This window comes from Ruegeria discodermiae (genome assembly GCF_030758345.1).
Classification (GTDB): domain Bacteria; phylum Pseudomonadota; class Alphaproteobacteria; order Rhodobacterales; family Rhodobacteraceae; genus Ruegeria_C.
Map to the genome: position 1 here is coordinate 12,958 of NZ_JAVAMO010000026.1, position 23,404 is coordinate 36,361.

At 62.3% G+C, this 23,404-nt stretch carries 17 protein-coding genes; 9 read left to right on the forward strand and 8 right to left on the reverse strand.

Going from position 1 to position 23,404, the window contains the following annotated elements; genetic code table 11:
• Window positions 1-22 precede the first annotated feature (22 nt).
• The 3 genes from Q5Y75_RS26495 to Q5Y75_RS26505 all read left to right on the forward strand — a co-directional run bounded on the left by Q5Y75_RS26495 (window position 23) and on the right by Q5Y75_RS26505 (window position 4,215).
• Window positions 23-1,468 carry a mannose-1-phosphate guanylyltransferase/mannose-6-phosphate isomerase gene (locus tag Q5Y75_RS26495; protein ID WP_306203244.1) on the forward strand — a complete coding sequence of 482 codons (1,446 nt, stop codon included), beginning with the start codon at window positions 23-25 and terminating at the stop codon, window positions 1,466-1,468.
• A 72-nt stretch (window positions 1,469-1,540) separates the two neighbouring features.
• Window positions 1,541-2,311, forward strand: a complete 771-nt coding sequence (locus tag Q5Y75_RS26500) for a hypothetical protein (RefSeq protein WP_306203245.1) — start codon at window positions 1,541-1,543, stop codon at window positions 2,309-2,311.
• 23 nt (window positions 2,312-2,334) lie between these two features.
• Window positions 2,335-4,215: a glycosyltransferase gene (locus Q5Y75_RS26505; RefSeq protein ID WP_306203246.1), complete on the forward strand. Its 1,881-nt coding sequence runs from the start codon at window positions 2,335-2,337 to the stop codon at window positions 4,213-4,215.
• Here the strand turns inward: Q5Y75_RS26505 and Q5Y75_RS26510 are convergent.
• Entirely contained in the window at window positions 4,179-4,334 is a 156-nt protein-coding gene (locus tag Q5Y75_RS26510) for a hypothetical protein (RefSeq protein WP_306203247.1), read from the reverse strand. The genes Q5Y75_RS26505 and Q5Y75_RS26510 overlap by 37 nt on opposite strands.
• Between Q5Y75_RS26510 and Q5Y75_RS26515 the strand changes: the two genes are divergently transcribed.
• Window positions 4,327-8,337 (forward strand): glycosyltransferase family 2 protein, encoded by a 4,011-nt coding sequence (locus Q5Y75_RS26515; protein WP_306203249.1) that lies wholly within the window; start codon window positions 4,327-4,329, stop codon window positions 8,335-8,337. The two genes, Q5Y75_RS26510 and Q5Y75_RS26515, sit on opposite strands and share 8 nt — an antisense overlap.
• On the opposite strand, the gene Q5Y75_RS26520 is transcribed toward Q5Y75_RS26515, so the two are convergent.
• From Q5Y75_RS26520 to Q5Y75_RS26535, 4 genes are all read right to left on the reverse strand, one after another.
• On the reverse strand, window positions 8,318-9,832 hold the full coding sequence (locus Q5Y75_RS26520) for a glycosyltransferase (protein ID WP_306203250.1): 1,515 nt from the start codon (window positions 9,830-9,832) through the stop codon (window positions 8,318-8,320). The two genes, Q5Y75_RS26515 and Q5Y75_RS26520, sit on opposite strands and share 20 nt — an antisense overlap.
• A complete protein-coding gene (locus tag Q5Y75_RS26525) occupies window positions 9,829-10,938 on the reverse strand; it encodes a sulfotransferase family protein (protein WP_306203252.1) in 1,110 nt (369 codons plus the stop codon). The genes Q5Y75_RS26520 and Q5Y75_RS26525 overlap by 4 nt, the downstream gene beginning before the upstream one ends.
• Window positions 10,939-11,026: 88 nt before the next feature.
• Window positions 11,027-11,680, reverse strand: coding sequence for an ABC transporter ATP-binding protein (locus Q5Y75_RS26530; RefSeq protein ID WP_306203254.1), 654 nt, complete (start codon window positions 11,678-11,680; stop codon window positions 11,027-11,029).
• Between the two features lie 34 nt (window positions 11,681-11,714).
• Entirely contained in the window at window positions 11,715-13,097 is a 1,383-nt protein-coding gene (locus tag Q5Y75_RS26535; RefSeq protein WP_306203255.1) for a KpsE/RkpR family capsule polysaccharide export protein, read from the reverse strand.
• A 128-nt stretch (window positions 13,098-13,225) separates the two neighbouring features.
• Here Q5Y75_RS26535 and Q5Y75_RS26540 point away from each other — a divergent pair, with 128 nt between their 5' ends.
• The gene (locus tag Q5Y75_RS26540; RefSeq protein ID WP_306203256.1) at window positions 13,226-14,014 is read left to right on the forward strand and encodes an ABC transporter permease; all 789 of its coding nucleotides are present in this window, start codon (window positions 13,226-13,228) and stop codon (window positions 14,012-14,014) included.
• On the opposite strand, the gene Q5Y75_RS26545 is transcribed toward Q5Y75_RS26540, so the two are convergent.
• The 3 genes from Q5Y75_RS26545 to Q5Y75_RS26555 form a co-directional block, all read right to left on the reverse strand.
• The gene (locus tag Q5Y75_RS26545) at window positions 13,944-14,975 is read right to left on the reverse strand and encodes a glycosyltransferase (RefSeq protein WP_306203257.1); all 1,032 of its coding nucleotides are present in this window, start codon (window positions 14,973-14,975) and stop codon (window positions 13,944-13,946) included. The two genes, Q5Y75_RS26540 and Q5Y75_RS26545, sit on opposite strands and share 71 nt — an antisense overlap.
• 76 nt (window positions 14,976-15,051) lie before the next feature.
• Window positions 15,052-16,110 (reverse strand): ParB/RepB/Spo0J family partition protein, encoded by a 1,059-nt coding sequence (locus tag Q5Y75_RS26550; RefSeq protein ID WP_306203259.1) that lies wholly within the window; start codon window positions 16,108-16,110, stop codon window positions 15,052-15,054.
• A gap of 26 nt (window positions 16,111-16,136) precedes the next feature.
• Window positions 16,137-17,525, reverse strand: coding sequence for an AAA family ATPase (locus Q5Y75_RS26555; protein ID WP_306203260.1), 1,389 nt, complete (start codon window positions 17,523-17,525; stop codon window positions 16,137-16,139).
• 424 nt (window positions 17,526-17,949) lie between these two features.
• Between Q5Y75_RS26555 and Q5Y75_RS26560 the strand changes: the two genes are divergently transcribed.
• The 4 genes from Q5Y75_RS26560 to Q5Y75_RS26575 all read left to right on the forward strand — a co-directional run bounded on the left by Q5Y75_RS26560 (window position 17,950) and on the right by Q5Y75_RS26575 (window position 22,860).
• Window positions 17,950-18,969, forward strand: coding sequence for a replication initiator protein A (locus Q5Y75_RS26560; RefSeq protein WP_306203261.1), 1,020 nt, complete (start codon window positions 17,950-17,952; stop codon window positions 18,967-18,969).
• Window positions 18,970-19,102: 133 nt separating this feature from the next.
• Window positions 19,103-20,260 (forward strand): GSCFA domain-containing protein, encoded by a 1,158-nt coding sequence (locus tag Q5Y75_RS26565; protein ID WP_306203262.1) that lies wholly within the window; start codon window positions 19,103-19,105, stop codon window positions 20,258-20,260.
• A 15-nt stretch (window positions 20,261-20,275) separates the two neighbouring features.
• Window positions 20,276-21,757, forward strand: coding sequence for a hypothetical protein (locus Q5Y75_RS26570; RefSeq protein WP_306203263.1), 1,482 nt, complete (start codon window positions 20,276-20,278; stop codon window positions 21,755-21,757).
• 98 nt (window positions 21,758-21,855) lie between these two features.
• Window positions 21,856-22,860, forward strand: a complete 1,005-nt coding sequence (locus Q5Y75_RS26575; RefSeq protein ID WP_306203265.1) for an NAD-dependent epimerase/dehydratase family protein — start codon at window positions 21,856-21,858, stop codon at window positions 22,858-22,860.
• Window positions 22,861-23,404 lie beyond the last annotated feature (544 nt).

Below are 23,404 nucleotides of genomic sequence, written 5' to 3' on the forward strand. Positions count from 1 at the left end.
ACGCTTTTGGGATTTTGAGCATATGACCGACGATCTGACCCCGGATATTCATCCCCTGCTGCTTTGTGGCGGGTCGGGCACGCGGCTCTGGCCGCTCTCGCGCAAAAGCTATCCCAAGCAATTCGCCCGATTGACCGGCGCGGAAAGCCTGTTCCAGGCCTCGGCGCGCAGACTCTCGGGGCCGGGCTTTACCGCGCCGATGGCAATCACCGGGTCCGATTTCCGCTTCATCGTCACCGAACAGCTGGCGGCGGTTGAAATCGCCCCCGCCGCCATCCTGATCGAACCTGAGGGCCGCAACACCGCCCCCGCGATCCTGGCCGCCGCGTTGGCGCTGGAGGCGCGCGCGCCCGGTGCGCTGATGCTGGTGGCCCCCGCCGATCACGTGATCCCTGACGCCGCGCAGTTTCGCGACGTGGTGCAGGCGGCGGCGCCCGCCGCAGAAGCGGGCCGCATCGTCACCTTCGGCATCCGCCCCGACCGGGCCGAAACCGGCTATGGCTGGCTGGAACTGTCCGAGGCCCCGGATGCCGATTTCGCGCCGACCCCGCAAGTGCTGAAAGGGTTTGTCGAAAAGCCCGACGCCGCCACCGCGCAGGCCATGCTGGAGGGCGGGCAGCACCTGTGGAATGCGGGCATTTTCCTGTTCTCGACCACCACGCTGATCGCTGCCTTTGAAACCCACGCGCCCGAGATGCTGGCGGGCACCCGCGCCGCTGTTGAGGGGGCCGAGCGTGATCTGGGCTTCACCCGGCTGGCCCCCGAGCCCTGGGCGGCGCTCGACGATATCTCGATCGATTACGCGGTGATGGAGAAATCCGACAATCTGACCGTGATGCCCTATGGCGGGGCCTGGTCCGATCTGGGCGGCTGGGATGCGGTCTGGCGCGACAGCGGACCGGATGCGGCAGGTGTTGTCACCTCGGGCCCCTCCACTGCGCTGGACTGCGAAAACACCCTACTCAGAGCCGAATCCGACGCGCAGGCACTGGTCGGCATCGGGCTGAGCGACGTGATCGCCGTGGCCATGCCCGACGCGGTGCTGGTGGCCCATAAGGATCGCGCGCAGGAGGTCAAGCAGGCCGTCGCCGCACTGAAAGCCAAGGGCGCGCCCCAGGCCGAGACCCTGCCCCGCGATTACCGCCCCTGGGGCTGGTATGAAAGCCTGGTGGTGGGCGAGCGGTTCCAGGTCAAGCGCATCCATGTAACCCCCGGCGCGGCGCTGTCGCTGCAGAGCCACCATCACCGCTCCGAGCATTGGATCGTGGTGGAAGGCACCGCCAAGGTCACCGTGGATGACGAGGTGCGGCTGGTGACCGAGAACCAGTCGGTCTATATCCCGCTGGGCGCGGTGCACCGGATGGAGAACCCCGGCAAGGTGCCGATGGTGCTGATCGAGGTGCAGACCGGCACCTATCTGGGCGAGGATGACATCATCCGCTACGAGGATGTCTATGCGCGCACCTGACCTGCCCACCCCGTTTCCGCCCCCGCAGGATCATGGCGCAAACCACAAAACCAAATCGGAGTACGGCCCCCAATGACACTGCCCAGAATACAGGCCCCCTTTGTCATCTGGACCCTGCAACGAACCGGCGGGACAAACTTCAACAATTGCCTCAACCACCTGTCCGACTGCCCAAGACTGCAGGACGAAGCGTTCAATCCCGGCCGGGAACAGGGCCACCTGACCGAAGCCTGGAAACGCAGCAAGGACACCGACGCGCTGCGACGGGATATCGGGGCGGTCTGCGCCCAGCACCCAAATTTCAAACATTGCGTCGAATTGGTGCCCTGGCCGGTCAATGAGGTTCTGACCGAGGTCACGCTGACCCATGGCTACAGCCATATCTTCCTCTATCGCCGCAACCCGCTGGAACGCATCCTGTCCCGGGAATATGCCCGCAGAACCTCCACCTGGGGCCCCCGGCAGGCGCAGGCGACCGCCGGCAAAGACATCTCGGGTGCCATGGAGGACCCGCTGGACGCTGACGCCGCAATCCGCCACGAGACGATGGCAAACACCCGCCTGAACCGGGTCTGGACCGCGCTGGAAGCCGCCGGAGCCACCCCGATCCCGATTTCGTTCGAAGAGCTTTACGCAACCGATGAAACCGTGGCGCGGCAGAGCCTTGAACGGGTTTTTGCCGGACTCGGACAGGTGCTGAGCGCGGATCAGACCACCGAGATCATGGACATGGTTCGAACGCGCGGCGATCAGAAAACCCGCGACAGGTACAGCCAGTTCAAGGGCGTCGGCCAGGTGAAAGAGCGGCTCGCCGAGCTCCCGTCGCTCCTGTGCAGCACCTGATCCGGCGCCGGCACTGACCTTTCATGACGTCACCGCAGATCTCTGTCATCGTACCGGTCCACAATGTGCAGGACCATATCGGTGCCTGCCTGACCAGCCTGCGCGACCAGAGCTTCACCGATTTCGAGGCGATCGTCATCGATGACGGCTCGAGTGATGACAGCCCCGCCCGGCTGCGCGCCGCCATCGGTGAGGATACGCGGTTCCAGGTGATCCAGCAGGAAAACAGGGGGCTGTCCGGGGCCCGGAATGTGGGTCTGAACAAGGCAAAAGGCACATTCATTGCCTTTCTCGACGGCGATGACCGCTATGCGCCCGAGTTTCTGGAGCACATGCACGCCGCCCTTGCCCAAAGCGGTGCCGACTGGGTCGCCTGCGGGCTGCGCAACATGTATGCCGATGGCGGCAGTGACACCCATTCCACCATCCATGACGCGCCGGTTCTGGACCCGGACGCCGGACCATGCCTCTGGCCCCTGAGTACCTGGGACGAGGTGATCGCGCATTTCCCCTCGGCCTGGAACAAGCTCTATCGCCGCTCGCTGATCGAGGGGCTGCACTATGACGAAGGTACCTGGTACGAGGATCACGCCTTTTTCCTGCGCGCGGCGGCGCGGACACAGACGTTGCTGCATCTGCCTGAGCCGCTCTATCTGCAGACCCGCGGGCGCGCCGGACAGATCACCACCAGCGATAGCGACCAAGTCTTCGACCAAATCACGGTGCTCGACACGCTGGCAGACCTGATGGCGGGGCCGGAGAAACCCGACGGCACACAGGCGCTGGCCCGGCTCGCGCATCGGCTGTTTTACGAACGCGGCACCATCCTGCACGACCCCGACCGCCGCACCCGTTTCCTGACCGCTGCCCGGGACTGGCTGGCCGCCCGAGGTCTACCACCCCGGCCCGGCCCCGAACGGCCACCCAGTTGGGCGCTGGAACTGACCGGCACCTGCCCGCTCAGCGTGATCATCCCGTGGGATGGGCAGGACGATCCGCTGCGCGTCACGGCCACCACACTGGCGCAGCAAAGCCAGGCCGGGATCGAGACCCTGATCGTGGCTGATGACGCAGCCACAGCAGCGCGGGGGGCGGCTCTTGCCAGCGAGGCTGGGCTGCACGAGCCGCGCGGGCTGTGCAGCGACAGGCCCGGGCCGGGCCCCGCCCGCAACACCGGGCTGACCCAGGCGCAAGGCGAATTGGTGGTCTTTGCCGATGCCGGTGACAGGCTGTTACCCGATACGCTGGCCCGCTGGACCGACAGCATGCTGCGCGATGCGGCCGATCTTGGCTTGTCGCAATTCCACATGGGCCGGCGGGAGGACAGCCCGGTGCATCAGGGCTTTCACGATATGGCGCTGCTGGGAACCGAGCCCCCCGAGACCGGCCCCCTGCCCCTGAATGCCGACCGGGCGCTGGCGCTGCATTGCTACCCCACTGCCAAGATCTTCCGCCGCAGCTTTCTGAACGCCCATGGCCTGCGCTATGGCTGCGGGACGCGGTCGGATTGGCAGATCGGCATCGGCGCGACGCTGAGCGCCCGCAAGGCGCTCTATTTCGCCTGGCCCGGCGTAGAAAGCGCCGAAGCTGCGGAATGCCGCCAGCTCTGGACCGCGCAGATCGCACCTGCCGCCCTGGCCCAGATGTTGGACGAGGCCTGGGAGAGCTGGCCGCAGGACATTCGGGATGCCTTGCCCAAAAATTGGGCAAAACGGCTCTATACAAGGGCTTTGTGGGAAGTTTGGAGCTTTTCCGACCTCTCGCCGAAACAGCGGAGCCGGTTCCGGTTTGAAGCAATCAGAGAACTGCGCCAGCGCCGCTGGTTGTGGCAATCCGGTCCGTTCGACCCCTATCTCTCCACTGCAATCTACGGCTTGGTGACACCGTCGGCACCCCGGCCCTGATCCGGGCTGGCATCGGGCCGGATCAGGGCGACAAACGCCATTGCATCTGCCCCACGCGCCGGGCAAACACGGAGCATAATCTCCATCATTTGCTCCAGGATCCCCAGCGGAATGCTCATCTTTTCCACCAACCGGTTTTCCGCCCTGTCCTACCGCGCCGATTTCATCCGGCACCCTTATGCCAACATCTCGTTTTTCGACACCGACCGGCAGCGCATCCTGTTTCACCTGTCGCTGCGCCAGGAGGGCGGCCTTGCGGTCTGCAACCGCCGGGGTGACGGGCACGGCACTTGGGAAAAGGAGATCCACCAGCAGGTGACACTCAACCCCGATGGCAACAGGGTCGAGCTGCGCTTTGACCCGCCCCGGATCAGCGTGTTTCTCAACGGGCAAAGAATCTTTCGCTTCGGCGCCCGGATCGGGCGACCGCGCTTTCCGGATCTGGGGCAGATCGCGCTCGTCGACTATCAGGGCGGAATCCAGGCCAGCACGATCGACATGACACATAAGGGTGTCGAAGGCCCGGGCCTGACCCTGACCCCGCGGCTGGACCTGCGCGGGCGGCTGGACCGCCAATATCAACCCGGAGAGCTGCGCCTGGAAATCGACGGCCTTTCGCCCGCGCCAGCGCTGATCACTTCGACAGATGCCGCCGGCACGGCCCTGTGGTCGGTTCTGCCGGGCCGGGTCTGGCAGGGCTGCACGGACGAGGCCCCGCTGACGGTGCGGATCATGCAGGCGGATACGGTACGCGCGCAACAGGTCCTGCACCGGGCAGGGCTGCTCGCACAGGTGCAGGCCGCCCTGGAAACCGGCGATCTGGCGGGAGACCCGGTGCTGGCCACGCAGATCATCGAACATGCACGGTTTTCCGGCATCGCCGCGCTGCTCGAACCGCCGCTGCGCGACAGGCTGATGCGCCTGGCCGATCAATTGGGCCTCGACCGGTTCCTGGACCCAGGCGACCAGCCCGATGACCCGCCCCTGTCGACCACGCCAGCGCCCGAAGATACCACGCTGCAAGAGATGCTGGCCGAGGTTGCACAGGCTCTGAACAAGGCAGATACCCCCGATGCCCTGTCCCGGCTGCTGGAGGGGCTGGCACCGCCACCAGAAGCCATGCGCCCGCTCTTCTACGCCGCGCTGGCCGAGCCGTTCTGTCGGCGCGATGCCTTCGATCTGCTGCATGCCCACGCGCAGGCGCATACCGACATGGCCGCGGTGCCACCCGGCGAGGATGCCTGGTTCAATTCCGGATTGCTGCCCTATCTGCTGCGGGATTTGCGGATCGACGAGCTCTGCCAGCTTCTGAATCAACTGGTCAATGAGACCGAGCGCTGGATCATGACTCCGCCGCTGGCCTGGACTATCCGCGCCGCCCTCGCCGACCCGAAGGTCACCAACGCCGAGCGCGAGAATATCATCAGCGCCTTTCTCAACTTTCTGAACCGGCGCGCCGGGGATTATTGGCAAAGAACGCCCTGCGCCCAATTGACTGAAACCGCCATCGCGCTGATCGCCGATTGTCCGCGCCTCAACCCGCGCCTCACCCCCTGGATCGAAACGATGGTGCTGCGAACGTATGGGATGTCCTGCTTGTTCTGGACCCGGATCGCGGAGCGCGACGTTACAATCTCGCCGCAGCTGACCGTGGCCCGGGACGCGTTTGCGGTGCTGACCAATTCCGGCAGCATGACCGGGACGCAGGCCGATGCGCTGGCCCTGTTCGACCGTATCGGCTGCCCCGACGCGCCGCGAATCCGGCGGGATCTGTTCGGCCCGGTCGGGCTGCCCGGCCCCGAGGCCCCAACCGTAGCCGCCCTGATGGGCGCCGGGCTTGATCCGACCGAGGCGGCGTTGCGTCACCTGGCGGCGCCGGATAGCCCCGCGGCGGAACCGGCACTGGAGGAAACGGTCCGCCTCAGCCGGGCGAGCCTGCCCGATCTTGTCGACAGGGCCCCGCATTATGCGCTGCAATGCACCACCAGCCGCCGCGCCATGGAGCTTCTGGCCACCGCCCGTGCCGGGGATGACCCGAAGGAGGGCTGCGCCGCGCTGTTGCCCGATCTCGACCGGCTCACCGATGCCGCCGCCCATTGGATCGGCGCGGGCCTGGCCCTGGGGCTGCTGAACGGGCTGCTCGATGCCGGGGCAGACATGTCGGCAGATTGTCTGCAAACCTGGCTAAAACAGGCTCTGCACAGGGCTGAAACAGAGAAATCCGATCCTGCGGACCCGGCCCGAACCCCGGCTCTGGCGATGCCCCTGCACGCCCTGCGCCGACGCGCAGCAGCGGGCCAGATCACCGCAACGGCCAGCCTCGCCGCATTGGAAATCTCTGCCGCCACCGCGGACGTGCCCCCTGCCCTCCCGCTCGGGCCGGCCAATCCGCTCTTTGACACCTTGGTTCTTGTGATCTCGTGCCGCGCCAATCTCGACCGCCGCATTCCGCAATTGCGGGCGGGCTGGCTCTCGCGGCTGGAGGCACTGGGCGTACCTTATCTGATCGTTGCTGGCGACGGGGACGGCACCATCGAGGGGGATATCCTGCACCTGGATGCGCCGGATGATTACGAGGGCCTGCCGCAGAAAAGCCTGACCGCCATCCGCTGGGTGCATGACAACACCGCCTTTGCCCATATGCTGAAGATCGACGATGACTGCTTCCTCAACCCCGAGGAGTATTTCCAGTCTCTGAGCTTTCGGAAATTCGACTATTACGGCCGCACCCTGACCCGAAGCGCGGGGCAGATGGACCGGGCCTGGCATTGCACCAAATCCACCTCGGACCGGGGGCGGCTGGAATTCGACAAATCCCCCGAGCCCTCCAGCTATTGCGATGGCGGATCGGGATATGCGCTCAGCCGGCATGCCATGACAGCCCTGCTGAAGGCCGCCGCGAGCACGACCGGCCAGGCCCTGATCCAGGTGTCCTTCATGGAGGACAAGCTGGTGGGCGATCTGCTGGCCCTGGGCGGCATCGCCCCCGCCAACGAGGATTACCATATCTCGATCCGCCGCCGCGCGCAGCCCGGCGGCATCGCGGTATCGCGCTGGCTCAACGGCTTTGACGCCAGCCGGACCGCTCCGGTCAAACTGGTGCATCTGGATGACTCCGCCACGCAGGTCGAGGCAGACCGCCGCCTGGATGAGCCCGGCCTGTTTCCAAAAAAGATCTGGCCCAGCTATCAACGCGCCCGTCTCGGCGAACAGACCAACGCTCTGGAGATGGTGAGTGATGCCGCCCGGCTCGGCCCGGCCCGCGAGGCACCGGTGGCGGTGGTGGCGGCGATGCGCAACGAAATGTTCATGCTGCCGCATTTTCTCGCCCACTATCGCGCGTTAGGGGTCGAAAGCTTTCTGATCGCTGACAATTGTTCGACCGACGGCACGCTGGAATACCTGGTCGAGCAGCCCGATGTGGCGCTGTTCTCCGTTGATACGGACTATAATCGCTCTCATTACGGCGTGGCCTGGCAACAGGCGCTGATGGCGCATTTGCGCACCGGGAAATGGTCGCTGGTCGCGGATGCGGACGAGTTGCTGACCTGGCAGGTGCCACAACGCCAAAGCCTGCCCGATCTGCTGCAGGAGCCCGCGTTCGAACATGCAGAGGCGGCGCGCATCTTCATGCTGGACATGTATCCCCAAGGCGATCTGGACACCGCCACCTTCGCCAGCGGCGATCCCTTTGCTGAGGCCGGTTTCACCGATCGCGAGCCGTTCCTGCGCCACTCCTTTGGACGTGGTCCCTATTCCAACGCGCCGACCTGGACATCCGCCGTGCGCCACCGGCTGATCCCCGGATCGCGCAATGAACTCTTCGTGGCCCAGAAGATCGCGCTGTTTAAATATTCCCCCTTCCTGCGGCTCTCGGCCGGGCTGCATTATGTGGCCGGGGCGCGGCTTGCCGAACGGGAACTGCTGTTCGGGCATTTCAAATATAATTCCGATTTCCGTCGCAAGGCACAGGCCGAAGTGGCCCGCCGCCAGCATTTCAACAATGCCGAGGAATACCGGAAATATCTGGCTCTGAGTTCGGAGGGACGCGCCCGGATCTATGATCCGGACCTGTCCGTTGCCTGGACCGACAGCGCATTCGTCAAAGCGCGGCTGCTTTGACGGCGGACGGTTCTGCCTGCAAACTCGGGGCATTTTCCCCTGAATAGAGCCGCTTGAGCTCATCCAGATGCCCCGTCATGGTCTGCGGGGCATGGGCGTGCTGCCAATAGCGCTCCATATCCACCTCGCCCGCAAGCAGCGCGCGGATACGACCGGCGAAACTGTCGGTGTCACCGGCGGCAAACACCATGTCAGGGCAGCCCGCCAATTCGCGCGCGCCGCCCATATCGCTGGTCAGCAGCGGGATGTGGCGGGCATGCATCTCGATCGCGACCTGGGGCAGGTTGTCCTCCCACAGGACCGGGATCAGCCCGACATCCACATCGCGCAGCAGATCGTCCAGCCCGTCATGGCTGTAGCCATCCAGATGCGCCACGCCGCCCAGCCGCACCTTGAGCAGCTCCAGCCGTCGCATCGCCTCGCCCTCGCCGCGGCGCGCCGCCACCACTAGACGCACCTGCGCGGCCAGTTCGGGCGGTAGCGCCTCCAGCGCGTCCAGCAGGAAAAAGAACCCTTTGTCCCGGCGCATATAGCCCAGAAACCCCAGCGTCAGGGCGGTCTTCGACTTGGGGAGCGACGCCGCAGGCTTGGTCTCGACAAACGCTTCGGCCTGCTTGGTGCCGATATAGCTGGTATGCAGGATCTCGGGGCGCACCCCGTAGCTCCGCGCGATCTCGCAGACCCGGTCCGAGACGCCCAGCACGAGATCGCAATGGGCGTTGATCTGATTGATAAATCCCTGGCGCCGCTCAACGAAACCGGACGCGCGCGCCTTGGCCACCGTTGGTGTCTTGCGCAAACCACGTTGCAGCCGACCGACAAGACGACCGGTGCGATGCGCGATCCGGAATAGCCGGTGGAACAGCAGGTCGAAACTGCGCATACCGGGTCGGATGCCTGCGCGCTTCAACCGGTACGCCACCGCATTGGCCACCCGGACCAGCCGTTCGTCATGTTTGTGGATCAGACAGCTGCCGCATTTGGCCCCATCCTCGAAATCGCTGCAGGCGCGTTTTTCTTGATGCCACAGGTTCACCTGCGGGCAGATCGGGTAATAATTGTGCAGCGACAGGATCACCTTCGTATCCGGACACCGGGCCTTGATCTCCAGCACATCCGCGGGAAGCCCTTCGAGATTGTGAAAATGGATCACGTCATAAGGGCCGGTCTTTTCGACAAAGTCGAAAAACGCATCCCGCGTCGGCGCATGCGTCTGCTGCGCCGGGTTGCCAAAGGAATGATGCGACGGTGACAGCACGCCGGAATTGACGATCTCGTAGCGGTTTTCGCGGTTTTCCTCCGGCCCGTGCCGCATCCGCTCCCAGCGGGGCTTTCTTGCAACAAGATCGTAGGAGATGCCCGAGGACAGAAAGACCGGCTGGACCTGTTTGCGAGCCCCAAGCGCCGTCATCAGATTGCGCAGATAAACCGACACCCCGCCGCCGCGCTTTTCATCATCCCGATAATCGACCCAATTGTAAAAAAGTATCTTCATTTTTTGAGATCTTGTTTCAATCTGTTTTCCAGCGCTTCTATTCGCTGTTCGAAGGATATCTCCGTCTTGTTCAGACGCTGCCGCAATGCATGTATTTCCATCAAAAGGAATTTGGTCAGTTGCCGCGCTTCCTTCAGCGCCGGATCTTCGTCGAGGGTAAGCCCGTTCCAGAAACTGCCCACATCCACAGCATTCCCGGGCAGGCTGCGCAAAAGCTGAAGCCCAGCCTCGGCACGGGTCGCGATATCCTGCTGCGTTATGGGCGGGCGGATATGCAGGCTATCCTGAGTATCAAGCAGCTTTGAGGCCCGTTTTTGCGTCCATTCAGCCACAGGTTTTGGCAGGTTTGCCCCTCGGATCATCTGCGCAAGCGCCATTTTTTCAGCCGACAGTCTTGGGTTGGGATCTTGCTTGGGATAGTGAACCCCTGTGTCAGGCAAACTGATCCCAAGAGCGGACAGAAAATCCGCATAAAGCGCCTTGGAATCCTTGCTGCCTTCCACATACGGGCGCACGGTGACGGCCTCGGGGCCAAACACATCGATCCATGGCTTCAGCGCAAGCCCGTAATCGAAATGCACCTCCTCCATGATCCCGTACACGGTTTCATCGAAATCGAGGACCGGCTCGCCCATTTTGACCAGTTGGTTATACCAGGACTGAAGATGCGCCTGCGGCTGGCGCAGATAGGCGATGATCCGGATGTCGATATCCGATCCCATCGCGGCGACTTCGGACAGGATGTCAATCGCTTTAGGATGGGCCCCCATCCGCATGAACTCTTCTGAACTGACCAGAACTTTCGAGCGCCTGCTGGATCTGACGTAATCAAATAGCCCCGACCAAAGCTCCTGCGGCGTCTCAGGTTTGGCGTAGCCATGCATGAGCTGGCCAACCCCCGCTGCCTTATAGATTGAAAAAGCTAAAACGGAATGTTTGCAATGGACCCTCTTAAACTCGGCGTACTCCGCATCGTTCAGTGCCAGAAACGAGCGATTCTTTTCTAGGAATAGCTGAAGCGCTGTTGTCCCTGTCTTAAAATGGCCTATGTGCAAATAGAGCGTTTTATTTTTTTTCTGCCTTTTAAACAATGTCTTATCAGCCACTTGAAACGAGGGTTCCATTTTCCGTTAGATCGCTGAATAGCCTTGTCTCGGTTCGATCGCTGGCTCAGCACCCAACACAACTCGGGGTTCATTGCATCAATTCATGATGGAGTTCAATTGCCTCTTCCAGGTCATCAAAATAAGAAATCCGGCCATCGGCCAGCACGATCCCTGCATCACAGAACGCCCGCAACTGTCCCATCTCGTGACTGACCAGAATCGCGCTGGAGGTGCGCATGCGTTCGGCAAACAAAGCCCGGCTTTTACGGCGAAACGAAACATCGCCCACCGCCGTCACCTCATCCACCAGATAGGTGTCGAACCGGATGCCCATTGAGGCACCGAAGGTCAGCCGCGACTTCATGCCGCTGGAATAGCTGCGCACCGGCATATGAAAATACCGCCCCAACTCAGCGAAATCATCAACAAAGGCCAGCAGGCTGTCAGTATCCACGCCGTAGATTCGGGCGATGAAGCGGACATTCTGCGCGCCGGTCAGATCGCCATGGAACGACCCGCCAAACCCTACCGGCCAGGAAATGCGGCCATCGCTGATGATGCGGCCGCTATCGGGGCGCATGGTGCCGGCCAACATCCGCAGCAGGGTGGATTTGCCCGCCCCGTTGCGCCCCAGCAGCGCCAGCGATTTTCCCGTGGGCAGGGTGGCGTTGAGATTGTCGATGACAATCCGGCGCTGCCCCTGGACCAGGAAGCTTTTGGTCAGGTTCTCGAAACGGATCATGGCGCCGCTCTTTCCGACATGACGCCCCTGCCCCTCAACCCCGGTCCCGGATGCTGTAATAGATCAGCGCCAGGATCGACCAGAGCATCACCAGGAACACCACCGCCAGTCCCAGCAGGATGAAACGGCGCGGAAATTCCGAACTCTGCGCGAAGGTCGGCTTGATATAGGTGGCCAGATAGCGGCTCTGACGGGCGGCATTGTCGCGCGCCACGTCCAGCGCGGTCAGCGCCACCCGGTAGGTTTCCTCGGCAAACTGCCGGTCAACGCTGAGGCTTTCATATTCGGCGATCAGCGAGGGGTAATCCTCGCCCACCGCGCCCAGTTCGGTGCTGTCAGAGGCGAAGGTCTGCCGCTCGGCGGCGATGCGTTCGCGGATCACGTCGATCCGGCGCTGCGCATTGGTCAGGCGCGGGTCGTTCTCCAGCGTGGTGCCGCGCAGCAGATCATGGGCGATCAGCGCCTCGGCCAGCGCCTGCTGCAGATTGTGCATCACCCCCATGCGGCCCTGGATATCGGCCCCGGGATCGACGATGCGGGTGCGGGTGCGAAACTCGGTCAGCGCCTCGCGCGCGGCTTTGAGCTGGATGATGGTTTCGTCCAGATCCTCGCGCGCATAGCGCATCGCATCCTCACGGGCCTGATCACTCAGCGCATTGATCATGTCCTGGCTTTCGCGCACGATTTCCTCTGCCACGCGCTGCGCGAAATCGGGATCAAAGGCCAGCACGCGCAATTCGATCAGCCCGGTCGACTGGTCGTAAGAGATCCGCACGATCCGCTGCCAGAACCAGACGAGATCCTCAAGCGTAGCATCAGGCCAGATCGAGAACATCCAGTCCCGCGGCCAATAGGTCGCGTAATGGGCGCGCAGATCAAGCCGGGCATCGATCGCCTCGACGATTTCCTGGCTCTGGATGAATTCATAGAGGATATCGCTGTCCACGCCGGTGCTGCTGCCGGCGGCAAACTGTGCAAACCCGCCCAGCAGGTCCGAGGCCGACCCGCCTTCTTCCGAGCGCACCGTGAAGGCGGTGGTGGAGGAATACTGGTCCTCGGCCTGTGTCCAGAGATAATAGGTCAACCCGACCAGCGGCAGCAGCACGATCAGCACAAAACTCAGCATCAGCCCCCAGTGACGCTGCTTCATGGCGGCAGGCTGTGCCAGCGGTCGTACGGTGACCTGAGGTTGCGGCACCGGCTTTTTGAGCACCGATTGCCGCCGCCGCTTGCGTCGCCGCCGCGCTGCGACCCGACCCGGATTGGGAACGGCGGTCAGTTTCGACTGTCTTGCGGGTTTGCCACCTTGTGCCGCGGGCTGTTTTCGCGGTTTTTTCGGGCCGGATGCTCCGGCTTTCTTTTCTGCGCCGTCCACGGTTTTGACCCCTGCTTTGCTCGCATCTGCGTCTTGTGTCATGCGCGTCCTGTTCCGACCCGAAGGCATTTGAATTCCATATCTGTTTCTTACATAATCGGGCGGGCACGCACAGGCCAAAACGAGACGATGCGCATATGTCTGCCTCCTCCGACCCAGGAATGCACGCGATGGAACCGGGGCGGGGCACAGCCCACCGCTGGACCTCGCCGCGCACGATCACAGCCCTTATTCTGCGCGAGATGTCGACCCGTTACGGGCGCAATCCCGGCGGTTATATCTGGGCGATTCTGGAACCGCTTGGGATCATCGTAATCCTCAGCTTCGGGTTTTCCCTGCTGATGCGCAGCCCCTCGCTGGGCAACAGTTTCCTGCTGTTTTATGCCTCGGGCTATCTGGTGTTCAATCTTTACCAGAACCTGTCCCAGACCATTTCGAAGGCGATCAAGTTTTCACGCCCGCTGCTGATGTATCCGGTGGTCACCTGGGTGGATGCGATCCTGGCCCGGTTCATTCTCAACCTGCTCACCGGCCTGCTGGTCACCTATATCCTGATAACCGGCATTCTCGCGACCGTTGACAGCCGCGCGGTGCTGGAGATGGGACCGATTGCCGAGGCGCTGGCACTGGCCGCCCTGTTGGGGTTGGGGGTCGGCACGCTGAACTGTGCCATCGGCGGTCTCTATCCGACCTATGAGTTGGTCTGGTCGATCTCGACACGACCGCTTTTCTTGGTCTCGGGCATTTTCTACATTTATGAAGACATGCCTCAGAACGTTCAGGATGTGTTGTGGTACAATCCGCTGATCCATATCACCGGCCTGATGCGATCCGGGATCTATCCGACCTACCATCCGCTCTATATCAGCGAAATCTTCATCCTGATTGTCAGCCTGTCGACTTTGCTGATGGGTCTGATCCTGCTGGGCCGCTACCATCGGGACATTCTGAACCGCTGAGCGGGCCTCCGGCCAGAGCCAGGACCTCGCCATGGCTGAGGTCCGTGTCCCGCGCTGCCGCATCCCGCAGCGCCCGGCGCAGCAGGTGCAGATAGAGGGGTTTGTCCGCCCCGTAACGCCTGCCCGCCAGATGCCATTTCAGCCCAAGCATCGGCAGCAGGAGCCAGAACAGCAATGGCGCCGCCGCGCGATACATGAGCAGCCGGTTGCGGCAGAAATAATAGACCTTCCACAAGGGGCGGATGGTTTGTGGGCCCTGGGCCTCGAATGTGCTGAAGTCATGTTCGAAGCGCAGCGCCGGATCAAACAGGATCTTCCAGCCCCGGCGGCGCAGGGTCAGCGTGTAGATCACGTCATCGCCATAAAGAAACAGGCCAGGATCGGGATATCCGGTATCCTCGACGATCTGCCGGGACAAGAAGAGACCTACGAACGAGGTCAGATCGATGGGGCAGGGGGCCTCCACATCATACGCGCTGCGTGGGATGTGATAACCGTCGCGCCCCCGGGTCAGTGTGCGCAGGAAACGGGTAGGCGACCAGAACGGGTTGCACGAGGGCCGGTTCATCTCGCAGATGTGCCCATCGGGAAAATAGACCGCTGCGGCATAAGCGGTGTCCTGAGCACGGGGAAGCGCATGGAACCGGGCCAGCGTAACCGGGTCAGGATAAGCATCGTCATCCATGACAACCAGCCAGTCCGGGTTCAGATACTGCACGGCATGACGCATGCCCATCTCGAACCCGCCAGCACCGCCCAGGTTTTCAGCACTGGTGACCACATGCAGCCGGGGGTCTGAACAGGTGCTCAGCCAGTCGGCGGTCCCATCCGAACAGGCATTGTCCACCACCACAATCGCAGACAGATGCGCCGGGCCCGCCATCTGAAGATGGGACAAAGTCGGCTGCAGCTTGGCAAGCCTGTTATGGGTCACCACCACCGCCACCAGACGGCCGGCCATAGGGGGGGCATCAGACCTCACCTGAGGCAGCCTTGTATCGTCTCAATGTTTCGCGCGCGAAACATTTTGGTAATTTTCATCGGGATTGCAGCCAAGTTTGCAGTGCTTCTGCAAGCTCTTCTGACACGTCCTCGCCGACCAGTTCAATACGGCTCTGATCCGGAATGAACCGCAGTTCCAGCCCATCCGAGACCCGCATGACAATGCGTTCGCCACCGGCAACCCGCACACGGGGCCGGGCAGGGGAGGGCGATGGTTCCGGCGGCACTTGCGGAGCAGGGGAAGGTTGCCGCTCGGCCACCGCATCCGCCAATATCCGCATCTCGGACGCGGCACTGTCGCGCGGGGTGTTGCGCAGCTGGTCCTTCAGCGCATCCCCAAAGCCGGGATCGCGCACCAGTTCCCGCGCCAGCGCCAGGCCCAGCTTCTCGCTGATGGCGGAGGGGAAATAGAGCGTGTCATCAAAGGCATTGACCAGGGTGATGAACGTGCCGATCTTGGAGCGTTTCGAGCGGGCCGCATTGGCGTAAAGCCCCTGCAGGGCCAGGCGCTGGTTGGGATAGACCCCTTCCTTCATTGCGCGCACGGCAATGCGGGCGCGTTCGTAATGGCTGAGATTCACCCGGATCTCGTTTTCCTCGACCATCGCCACATAGGACTCCTGCGAGGTTTCGGGCTGGATCACCATCGCCCGCACCGTGGCGAATTTCGCATCCGAGGTCTCTCGATAAAGCCGCCGCAACGCGGTCAGCCGCCGCCAGCCCGAGATCAGGCCATGGGTGCGCCCTCCGGCAGGATCGGGGAGCACCACCACCTCGATCGGCATCTGCTGGCCCCGGGCGCGCAGGCTGTCAGTGAGCGCGGTCATCTCCTCTTCGTCCTGCACCAGACGGTCGCGCACCAGATGGCGCTCGTCGATCACGTCAAGCGGCAGAAGCTCGATCATCCGCCCCTCGGCACGAGCGTCCTGCAAGGCCTGTGTCACCTCTTCCAGCGCAGCGGTAGTCGAGGCCTCGCCTGCCACCTGCGCAATCGGGGCCGCTGACATCCCCAGTGGCATCGCCTTGGTTTCGGGTGCTGCCCCCAGGCCGAGATAGCCGGGTTGTGCCGGGGTCAGTCGCTTGCGTTTCGCCATTCTTCAGATCCCCTTATTAGAGCCTGTTATTCCGCTGCCTGCTGGGCATCCAGTTCACCGCGCCGCCAGACACCCAGCAACAGGCGTTTGAAGGCGGCATAGGTGGCGTCGAAGGTTTCACGGCCGCGCGCATAGGTCTCGCGGTTGAAATCGCGGTAATCGGCCTCGTAGATGCCATTCACCTGTTCGCCCGCCTGACCGATCAGCGCAGTGAAGTCCTGCTTATGCGGGCTCAGCACCTTGCCCAGATAGGCCTGCATCAGCCCCGACAGCTCGCCCTGCTGCGCCCCGTCATAGCGTGTGATCACCGCACGCACCGCATCCCATTCAAAGCCGATCTCGGGACGGCCAAGCGCACGGGCGGCAACATTCTCGCCCTCTTCGATGCTGGCGAAGGTGGAATGCAACATGTCAAAGAAACGCCCCGTGGAATCAAACTCCAGAAAAGACGCGCCCAGAGGCACCAGCAGGATATCAGCCGCTGCCAGCCCGTTGATGGTCAGGTAACCGAGAGCAGGGGGGGTGTCGATGAAGACGAGATCATAGGCGTCCAGTACCCCGTCCGCCTCCAGCCGATCGGTGAGCGCATCCCAGAGCTTCCAGCCGCGCGCCTGCATACGCCAGACCGGCACCTGAAACTCGGCCCAGTAGAGGTTCAACTGCGCACCGATCAGATCGATATTGGGCCAGTGCGTGCTCTGGATCAGGTCCTGCGCGGTCATGTCCATCGCCGCACTCAGCGCCTCGTCCAACGGCTGGGGCGGATCGCCCCGATCAAGACGGCGTTGGTTCTCGGTGCGTAGATACTCCCCGTAATGGCGCGCGAGCAGCGGGAAGGCGGTCCGCCATTCATCCTCGACCTGACCACCAAAGATCGAGGTCATCGAGCCCTGACTGTCCAGATCAATCACCAGCACCCGGTAACCATCCAAAGCGGCCGACATGGCCAGATGCGCCGCCGTGCTGGTCTTGCCCACGCCGCCCTTGAAATTGGCCACCGCCACCATCTTGGCAGGCTGACCGGCGGGGCGATAAGGCAGGTAGTTCTTGGCCTTTGACCCTTGCGCCCCGAAGAAGGCGCGCAGCCGCAGCACCTCATCAAGGGTGAACCATTTGGCGCCACCCTCGGTTTCCGAACGGCCCTGGGGCAGGTCGGGATTCTGTTTCAGCACGCGGCGGAAATGGGCCTGGGCCACCGGGATCAGATAGCGGGTGATCTCCCAGGTTGAAAACAGGCGCAGGTCTTTGCGCCCCTCTTCATTGAGGCCCCGGCTGGCCAGATCTGCACGGCCCTGAGCACAGGCGCGGGCGATCTCGGCAAAGCCGCCCGTCTCTGTGGGTAAGTCCAGTTCTGCCAGTGCGGCATCGGGATCGATGTTGAAATAGGGAGGAAGGAACGGGGTGTCCTTGGCCATGATTTTCTGCTCGATGTTATATGTTTTCCCCATGATACCGAAAAACACATCACATGGAAGAAAAACCATCACAAGGCGGGATTTTTCTCAGGAAAATAAGGGGATGCTGATGCGTTTATAGCGCAGATTCCGGCGATTTGCGTTTTTTTTAGAGTGTTAGAATCGTGTTATTTATAGTTACGACATCGGGCTGTTTTACTTTTTCTCTTTTGTTTCAAGCGCTTTACGCCTTTTCGACGGCTCTGTCCGACTCTGAAACCCCGATAAAGTGACTCCAAACCCCCGATGGGGCGATTCCGAACCCCCGTTGCGAGGTCCTGTGGATAACTCTAGGCTGGGTGTCACTAAAACCACGAAAGATTCCCGGACCGGAAAACCGGCCGGAGACAGGCCCCATCAAGAGGGCCGAAACATTGAGGCGACGATGAGCAGGTCAGCGACAGGCGGGGCAGGGGGGTTACTCCCTGACCGGACACGGCAGGGCGATTTTTTCCTCTGCGATATTTTCGATGCGATCCCCAAGGATGACATCGCCAGCATGGAACATCCGCTGTTCTCGCTGGCGACCCGGCCCGACCGGCGCATCCTGAGCTATGCCCATAACGGGGCCGAGATCACGGTGACCCCCAGCGTCAAGGGGCTGGCCACGATTCATGACAAGGACATCCTGATCTTCTGCATCAGCCAGTTGATGGCGGCGATCAATGCGGGGCGCGCGGTCAGCCGGACGGTGCATCTGAAGGCGCATGATCTGCTGATGGCGACCAATCGCGAAACCTCCGGCGATGCCTATCGGCGGCTGCGCGAGGCGTTCGAGCGGCTGGCCGGCACCCGCATCACCACCAATATCGTCACCGGCGAGCAGGAGACCACCACTGGCTTTGGCCTGATCGAGAGCTGGGAGATTGTGCGCAAGACCCGCGGTGGACGCATGGTCAGCGTGGCGGTGACGCTCAGCGACTGGCTCTATCGCGCGGTGCTCAGCAAATCGGTGCTGACGCTCAGCCGTGACTATTTCCGGCTCAGGAAACCGTTGGAGCGGCGGATCTATGAACTGGCGCGCAAACATTGCGGACGCCAACCGGCCTGGACCGTCTCGGTGGAGACGTTGTTGAAGAAATCCGGCTCCGCCTCGCCGCGCCGGGTCTTCCGCAAGATGCTGCGCGACATGATCGCAGCCGACCACCTGCCCGATTACGAGATGCGCGAAGAGGCGGGCGACCTGATCCGCTTTGCCCCGCGCGGCGGCCTGATCGAGGGCGAGGTGCGTCCGCCGGTCCTGTCGGAAGACACCTATGCCCAGGCCCGCGTGCTGATCCCGGGCGCGGATGTCTATGGGCTGGAGGCGGAATGGCGCGGCGTCTGGGTGCGTTCAGGCGCGCCGCGGCTGCGCAAACCGGATGCCGCCTTTCTGGGCTGGGTGAAGAAGCGGGCAGGGGGGTAGTGTTGTTGAAAACACCTCGACCCGCAGCTAGGGTGCGCCGCAACCCGAGGCGGTACGCTGTGCCCTGGTTGCACCCGGATGTGGAGGCCAGGATCAACGTCACGCAAAACGCGCAGGAAGGGAATGGCAGGCAATGAGCACTCGCAGGGCGTCGGCACTCAAGTTTCAGGTCACCACCAAGGATTCCGCCGATTTCCGGACCTGGTTCCGGGGCGAATACACCAATGGCAATCCGCATCTGGCGCATCTGCTGAGCGAGGATGCGGTGGACAAATACGTGCTGCATGGCTGGAAGCCCGAGGCCCCGGTCATCACGCCCGAGACCCAGATCACCGCCTTTGGCAGCTGTTTCGCCGCCAATATCTCGAACTACCTGTCGCAGCGGAACTATAATGTTCTCAACAAGGACAGGAACGCCAAGCGTGCCTATGTGGTGGGCTGCGGCGAGGGGATGGTCAATTCCTTCGTGATCCGCCAGCAATTCGAATGGGCCTGGGAGGGCAAGGTCTTCGACCAGCCGCTCTGGCATGGCTACAAGGCCGAGGAATACGGCTATGACGCCGAGGTGCAGGCCACCACCAAGGAGATCTTCGACAATACCGATGTCTTCATCCTGACCTTCGGCCTCTCGGAGATCTGGTATGACGAACCCACCGGCAACGTGTTCTGGCGCACCATTCCCAAGGAAAGCTATGACCCCGAGCGCCACAAGTTCCGCGTCAGCACGGTTGAGGAGAACAAGGACAATCTGCGCGCCATCTACGATCTGATCCGCAAGCACCGCCCGGATGCCAAGATCATCTACACGCTCTCACCGATTCCCCTGCTGGCCACCTTCCGCAACAATTCCTGCATCACCTCGAACTCTGTTTCCAAAAGCGTGCTGCGGGTGGCGATCGACGAGGTGATCCGCGAAAAGCAGGACGAGGGCGTGCTGCATTACTGGCCCTCTTACGAGATCATCACCGATGTGTTCCGCCAGCCCTACAAGCCGGACCGCCGCCACCCCTATGAGGAGGTGCTGGATTACATCATGATGCTGTTTGAAAAGACCTGGTGCATCCCGCATGACAATGAAGAGGCGGACCGCCCCGACATCAAGGTGGGCTTTGCCAAGGCGCTGGTGGCCGCAAGGCTGGTGCCCGGCGTGATCACGCGGGTCATCGCCAAGGACAAGGATCACGCCATCAACCGGCTGCTGGCGCGTGACCAGATCATGGATGAGCCGAAATCGGAACGCTCGATACGGCGGTTCCTGAAGAGCTTCCTGAAAGACGCCGACGCGGCCTGAACCCGGAGCTGACCCATGTCCGATGCGGAAACTGCCCTGCCTCTGGCCCTGCGGGACTGCGCGGTGCGCGGGATATCTGCCGATGCGCTGTTTGCGTTCCAGTTCACCCTGGGGCCGGTGAGCTGCGCAGGGGTCTCCGGCCTGATCCCGAAACCCTTCGGCGACCGCATGTTGTCCCACTCCCGCCGGTTGGCCGTGGCGGCGCTGCGCGACAATGCGGGTGTCGAGATCGGCTATTGCCTGGGGGTGGCGGTGGATGCGGCGGGCGCGCGGCTGCGCGACCGGGTGCTGAGCGATGTCACGGTCGGCACCGATGAGTTCTGGCCGCGGATCGAGGAATTTGTGATCGGTCTGGCGGGCCGCTACCTGCTGCTGCTGCGCGACGGGCGCGAGGACCGTATCTATGGCGATGTGAGCAGCAGCTATCCATGCGTGTTTGATCCCCAGAGCGGGCAGGTGGGCACAACCCTGCTGATGGCGCTGCCTCGGGACATCGTCGAGAGCGAGGCGGTGGATTACCAGATGGCGGTGGCGGGCACCCACCGGATGCCTTTTGGCCATACCCGCGACCGGTTTGCCCGGCGGCTGGCGGCCAATCACTATCTGCGCCTGTCGGACATGTCCGAACACCGGTTCTGGCCGCGCCCCGGTGAGGTGGGTGACACTGACGACACCGACGCCGAGATTGCCGCGATCCGCACCCGGCTGGCGCAGATCATGGCTGGCATCGTCACGTCAGACCGGGCGGCGCTGCCCTTGAGCGGGGGCAACGATTCCCGCAACCTGCTGGCCTGCGCCAAACCGGTGCGCCATCAGATCGCCCGCTATTTCACCCAGACCCATAACCGCAACAGTAGGGTCGATTTCAGATCGGCGCAGGGTCTGGCGCAGATGTTTGACATTGCGTTGGAACATCACGGGGCAGGGGTGGAGTTCAGCGCCGAACAGCTTGCCGAGCGGATCGACACCTATCGTCTGACGACCGGATTTGCCGTGCCGCCCCTGCATACGCAGAACAAGAATTTCTGGGATGATCTGGGCCGGGACGAGATCGTGATGCTGGGCAACGTCATGGAGATTCTGCGCGCGACCCACTGGCGCACCGGTGATATCGACAATCGCAGGCTGAACCGGAAATTCGGTCTGAAACGCTGCCTGTTTGTTGGCGGTGGCGGGTTTACGGGTGAATTCGTCGCCAGATGGCTGCCGGATTACAACACTTGGTATGACGGGCTACCGGCGGATGCGCAGCGCAAATACATCGATTTCGGATTTCTGGAGCACAATCTGCCAAATCTGGGCATATCGCTTTGCGGCCAGATGCAGAATTTCTATCTCTCCCCGTTCAATGACCGCGCGCTCTGCGCGCGCTCAGCCCGATTGCCGCTCGATTACCGGTTTTCCAACCAGGCCAATACCGATCTGCTGGCGCTGGCCGCGCCGGAGTTGACCGAGGTGCCGTTTGCCTGGGAAATCCATTCGGGCAAGGCGGCCTGACCGCAGCCGCGCCCCCCAAGTCCCCGGCGAGACAATACGCGTTGCATGCGTAAAAGAGGCGCACTAGTTCTGGGATCCGAATTGCAGGGAGTTCATTGATGCAACGCATTTTCGTGACCGGCAGTGCCGGCTTCATCGGCTATCACCTGGCGCGGCTACTGCTGGACGAGGGGTTTGTCGTCGGCGGCTTTGACGGCATGACCGACTATTATGATGTGCGCCTCAAGCAACGCCGTCACGCGATGCTGCATCAAAGCCCCAATTTCCGCGCCACCGAGGCGATGCTGGAAGACAATGACGCGCTGGCCGGGGCGATCGAGGCGTTCGAGCCGGATGTGATCGTGCATCTCGCCGGTCAGGCGGGGGTGCGCTACAGTCTGGAAAACCCCCGCGCTTATGTGGATTCCAACGTGGTCGGCACGATGAACGTGATGGAGGCCGCGCGCGCCGCTGGCGTCCGGCATCTGCTGATGGCCTCCACCTCCTCGGTCTATGGCGCCAATGAAGAGATGCCGTTTCGCGAGAGCGACAAGGCCGACACGCAGCTCACCATCTATGCCGCCACCAAGAAGGCCAACGAAAGCATGGGCCATGCCTGGGCGCATATTCACGGCCTGCCGATCACCATGTTCCGCTTCTTCACGGTCTATGGCCCCTGGGGGCGGCCGGATATGGCGCTGTTCAAATTCACCCGCGGCATCCTCGAAGGCACGCCGATCGACATCTACAACCATGGCGACATGTATCGCGACTTCACCTATGTGGAAGACCTTGTGCGCGGCATCCGGCTGCTGATCGATGCGGTGCCGGGCGGGCCCGAGACCGAGGTCGAAGATGACACGCTGAGCCCGGCTGCCCCCTGGCGTGTGGTCAATCTGGGCAATTCCGACAAGGTCAAGCTGCTGGATTTCGTTGATGCAATTGAGGCGGAACTGGGGCGCGAAGCGATCCGGAACTACATGCCGATGCAGACCGGCGACGTGCCCGCCACCTGGGCCGATGCCAGTCTGTTGCAGAACCTCACCGGCTACCGCCCGCAGACCGATTTCCGGGATGGCGTGGCGCGGTTTGTTGCCTGGTATCGGGATTATTACGAGATCTGACGCCCGGGACGAATCTGCTGCCTGCGTCCAGACCGGCGCACATGCGACATGCTCCAGACCTTGGGATGGATGCAACTATCTGTTTTTAAGTATAATTTCTGCCTCTTATGTGGGACCGCCCTCAAGAATCGGCGCGCATATATAATTCAGGTTATGTTAAATATCGGAGATTTCAGAGATAGTCCTGCCGAAGATGCTTCTGGCAACGCTCGCAGGCAGGCCGGGCATATGGTGTCGTGCCTGGGGCTCGATTCGGTTCGAGTTGTTGTCAAATTGCCTAAATTTGTGGGGATTGTTCCGAGAATCACACATCCTCTCATCAATTTGCGGCGCAAGGCAGAGAATTTTCGGGCAAACTTAAGGCAAATGAGTTTGACGCTTGCGGTGACGTTAAGGAATGATAAACTCTGATCACGATACCGCCCGGCATATTTCTGTCGGTGGGGTGTTGGGCGATTACTGTTTGGTAAAGTTCTTTTTTGTGTGTGGTGAGTGGGGGTATCTGTGATGTCTTTGGATTCCGTGACATCTGTGTCGGGGGAAG

Coding starts and splice junctions, on each gene's coding strand:
- Q5Y75_RS26495 (WP_306203244.1), top strand. CDS start 23: ATGACCGACGATCTGACCCCGGATATTCATCCCCTGCTGCTTTGTGGC.
- Q5Y75_RS26500 (WP_306203245.1), top strand. CDS start 1,541: ATGACACTGCCCAGAATACAGGCCCCCTTTGTCATCTGGACCCTGCAA.
- Q5Y75_RS26505 (WP_306203246.1), top strand. CDS start 2,335: ATGACGTCACCGCAGATCTCTGTCATCGTACCGGTCCACAATGTGCAG.
- Q5Y75_RS26515 (WP_306203249.1), top strand. CDS start 4,327: ATGCTCATCTTTTCCACCAACCGGTTTTCCGCCCTGTCCTACCGCGCC.
- Q5Y75_RS26510 (WP_306203247.1), bottom strand. CDS start 4,334: ATGAGCATTCCGCTGGGGATCCTGGAGCAAATGATGGAGATTATGCTC.
- Q5Y75_RS26520 (WP_306203250.1), bottom strand. CDS start 9,832: ATGAAGATACTTTTTTACAATTGGGTCGATTATCGGGATGATGAAAAG.
- Q5Y75_RS26530 (WP_306203254.1), bottom strand. CDS start 11,680: ATGATCCGTTTCGAGAACCTGACCAAAAGCTTCCTGGTCCAGGGGCAG.
- Q5Y75_RS26535 (WP_306203255.1), bottom strand. CDS start 13,097: ATGACACAAGACGCAGATGCGAGCAAAGCAGGGGTCAAAACCGTGGAC.
- Q5Y75_RS26540 (WP_306203256.1), top strand. CDS start 13,226: ATGGAACCGGGGCGGGGCACAGCCCACCGCTGGACCTCGCCGCGCACG.
- Q5Y75_RS26545 (WP_306203257.1), bottom strand. CDS start 14,975: ATGGCCGGCCGTCTGGTGGCGGTGGTGGTGACCCATAACAGGCTTGCC.
- Q5Y75_RS26550 (WP_306203259.1), bottom strand. CDS start 16,110: ATGGCGAAACGCAAGCGACTGACCCCGGCACAACCCGGCTATCTCGGC.
- Q5Y75_RS26555 (WP_306203260.1), bottom strand. CDS start 17,525: ATGGCCAAGGACACCCCGTTCCTTCCTCCCTATTTCAACATCGATCCC.
- Q5Y75_RS26560 (WP_306203261.1), top strand. CDS start 17,950: ATGAGCAGGTCAGCGACAGGCGGGGCAGGGGGGTTACTCCCTGACCGG.
- Q5Y75_RS26565 (WP_306203262.1), top strand. CDS start 19,103: ATGAGCACTCGCAGGGCGTCGGCACTCAAGTTTCAGGTCACCACCAAG.
- Q5Y75_RS26570 (WP_306203263.1), top strand. CDS start 20,276: ATGTCCGATGCGGAAACTGCCCTGCCTCTGGCCCTGCGGGACTGCGCG.
- Q5Y75_RS26575 (WP_306203265.1), top strand. CDS start 21,856: ATGCAACGCATTTTCGTGACCGGCAGTGCCGGCTTCATCGGCTATCAC.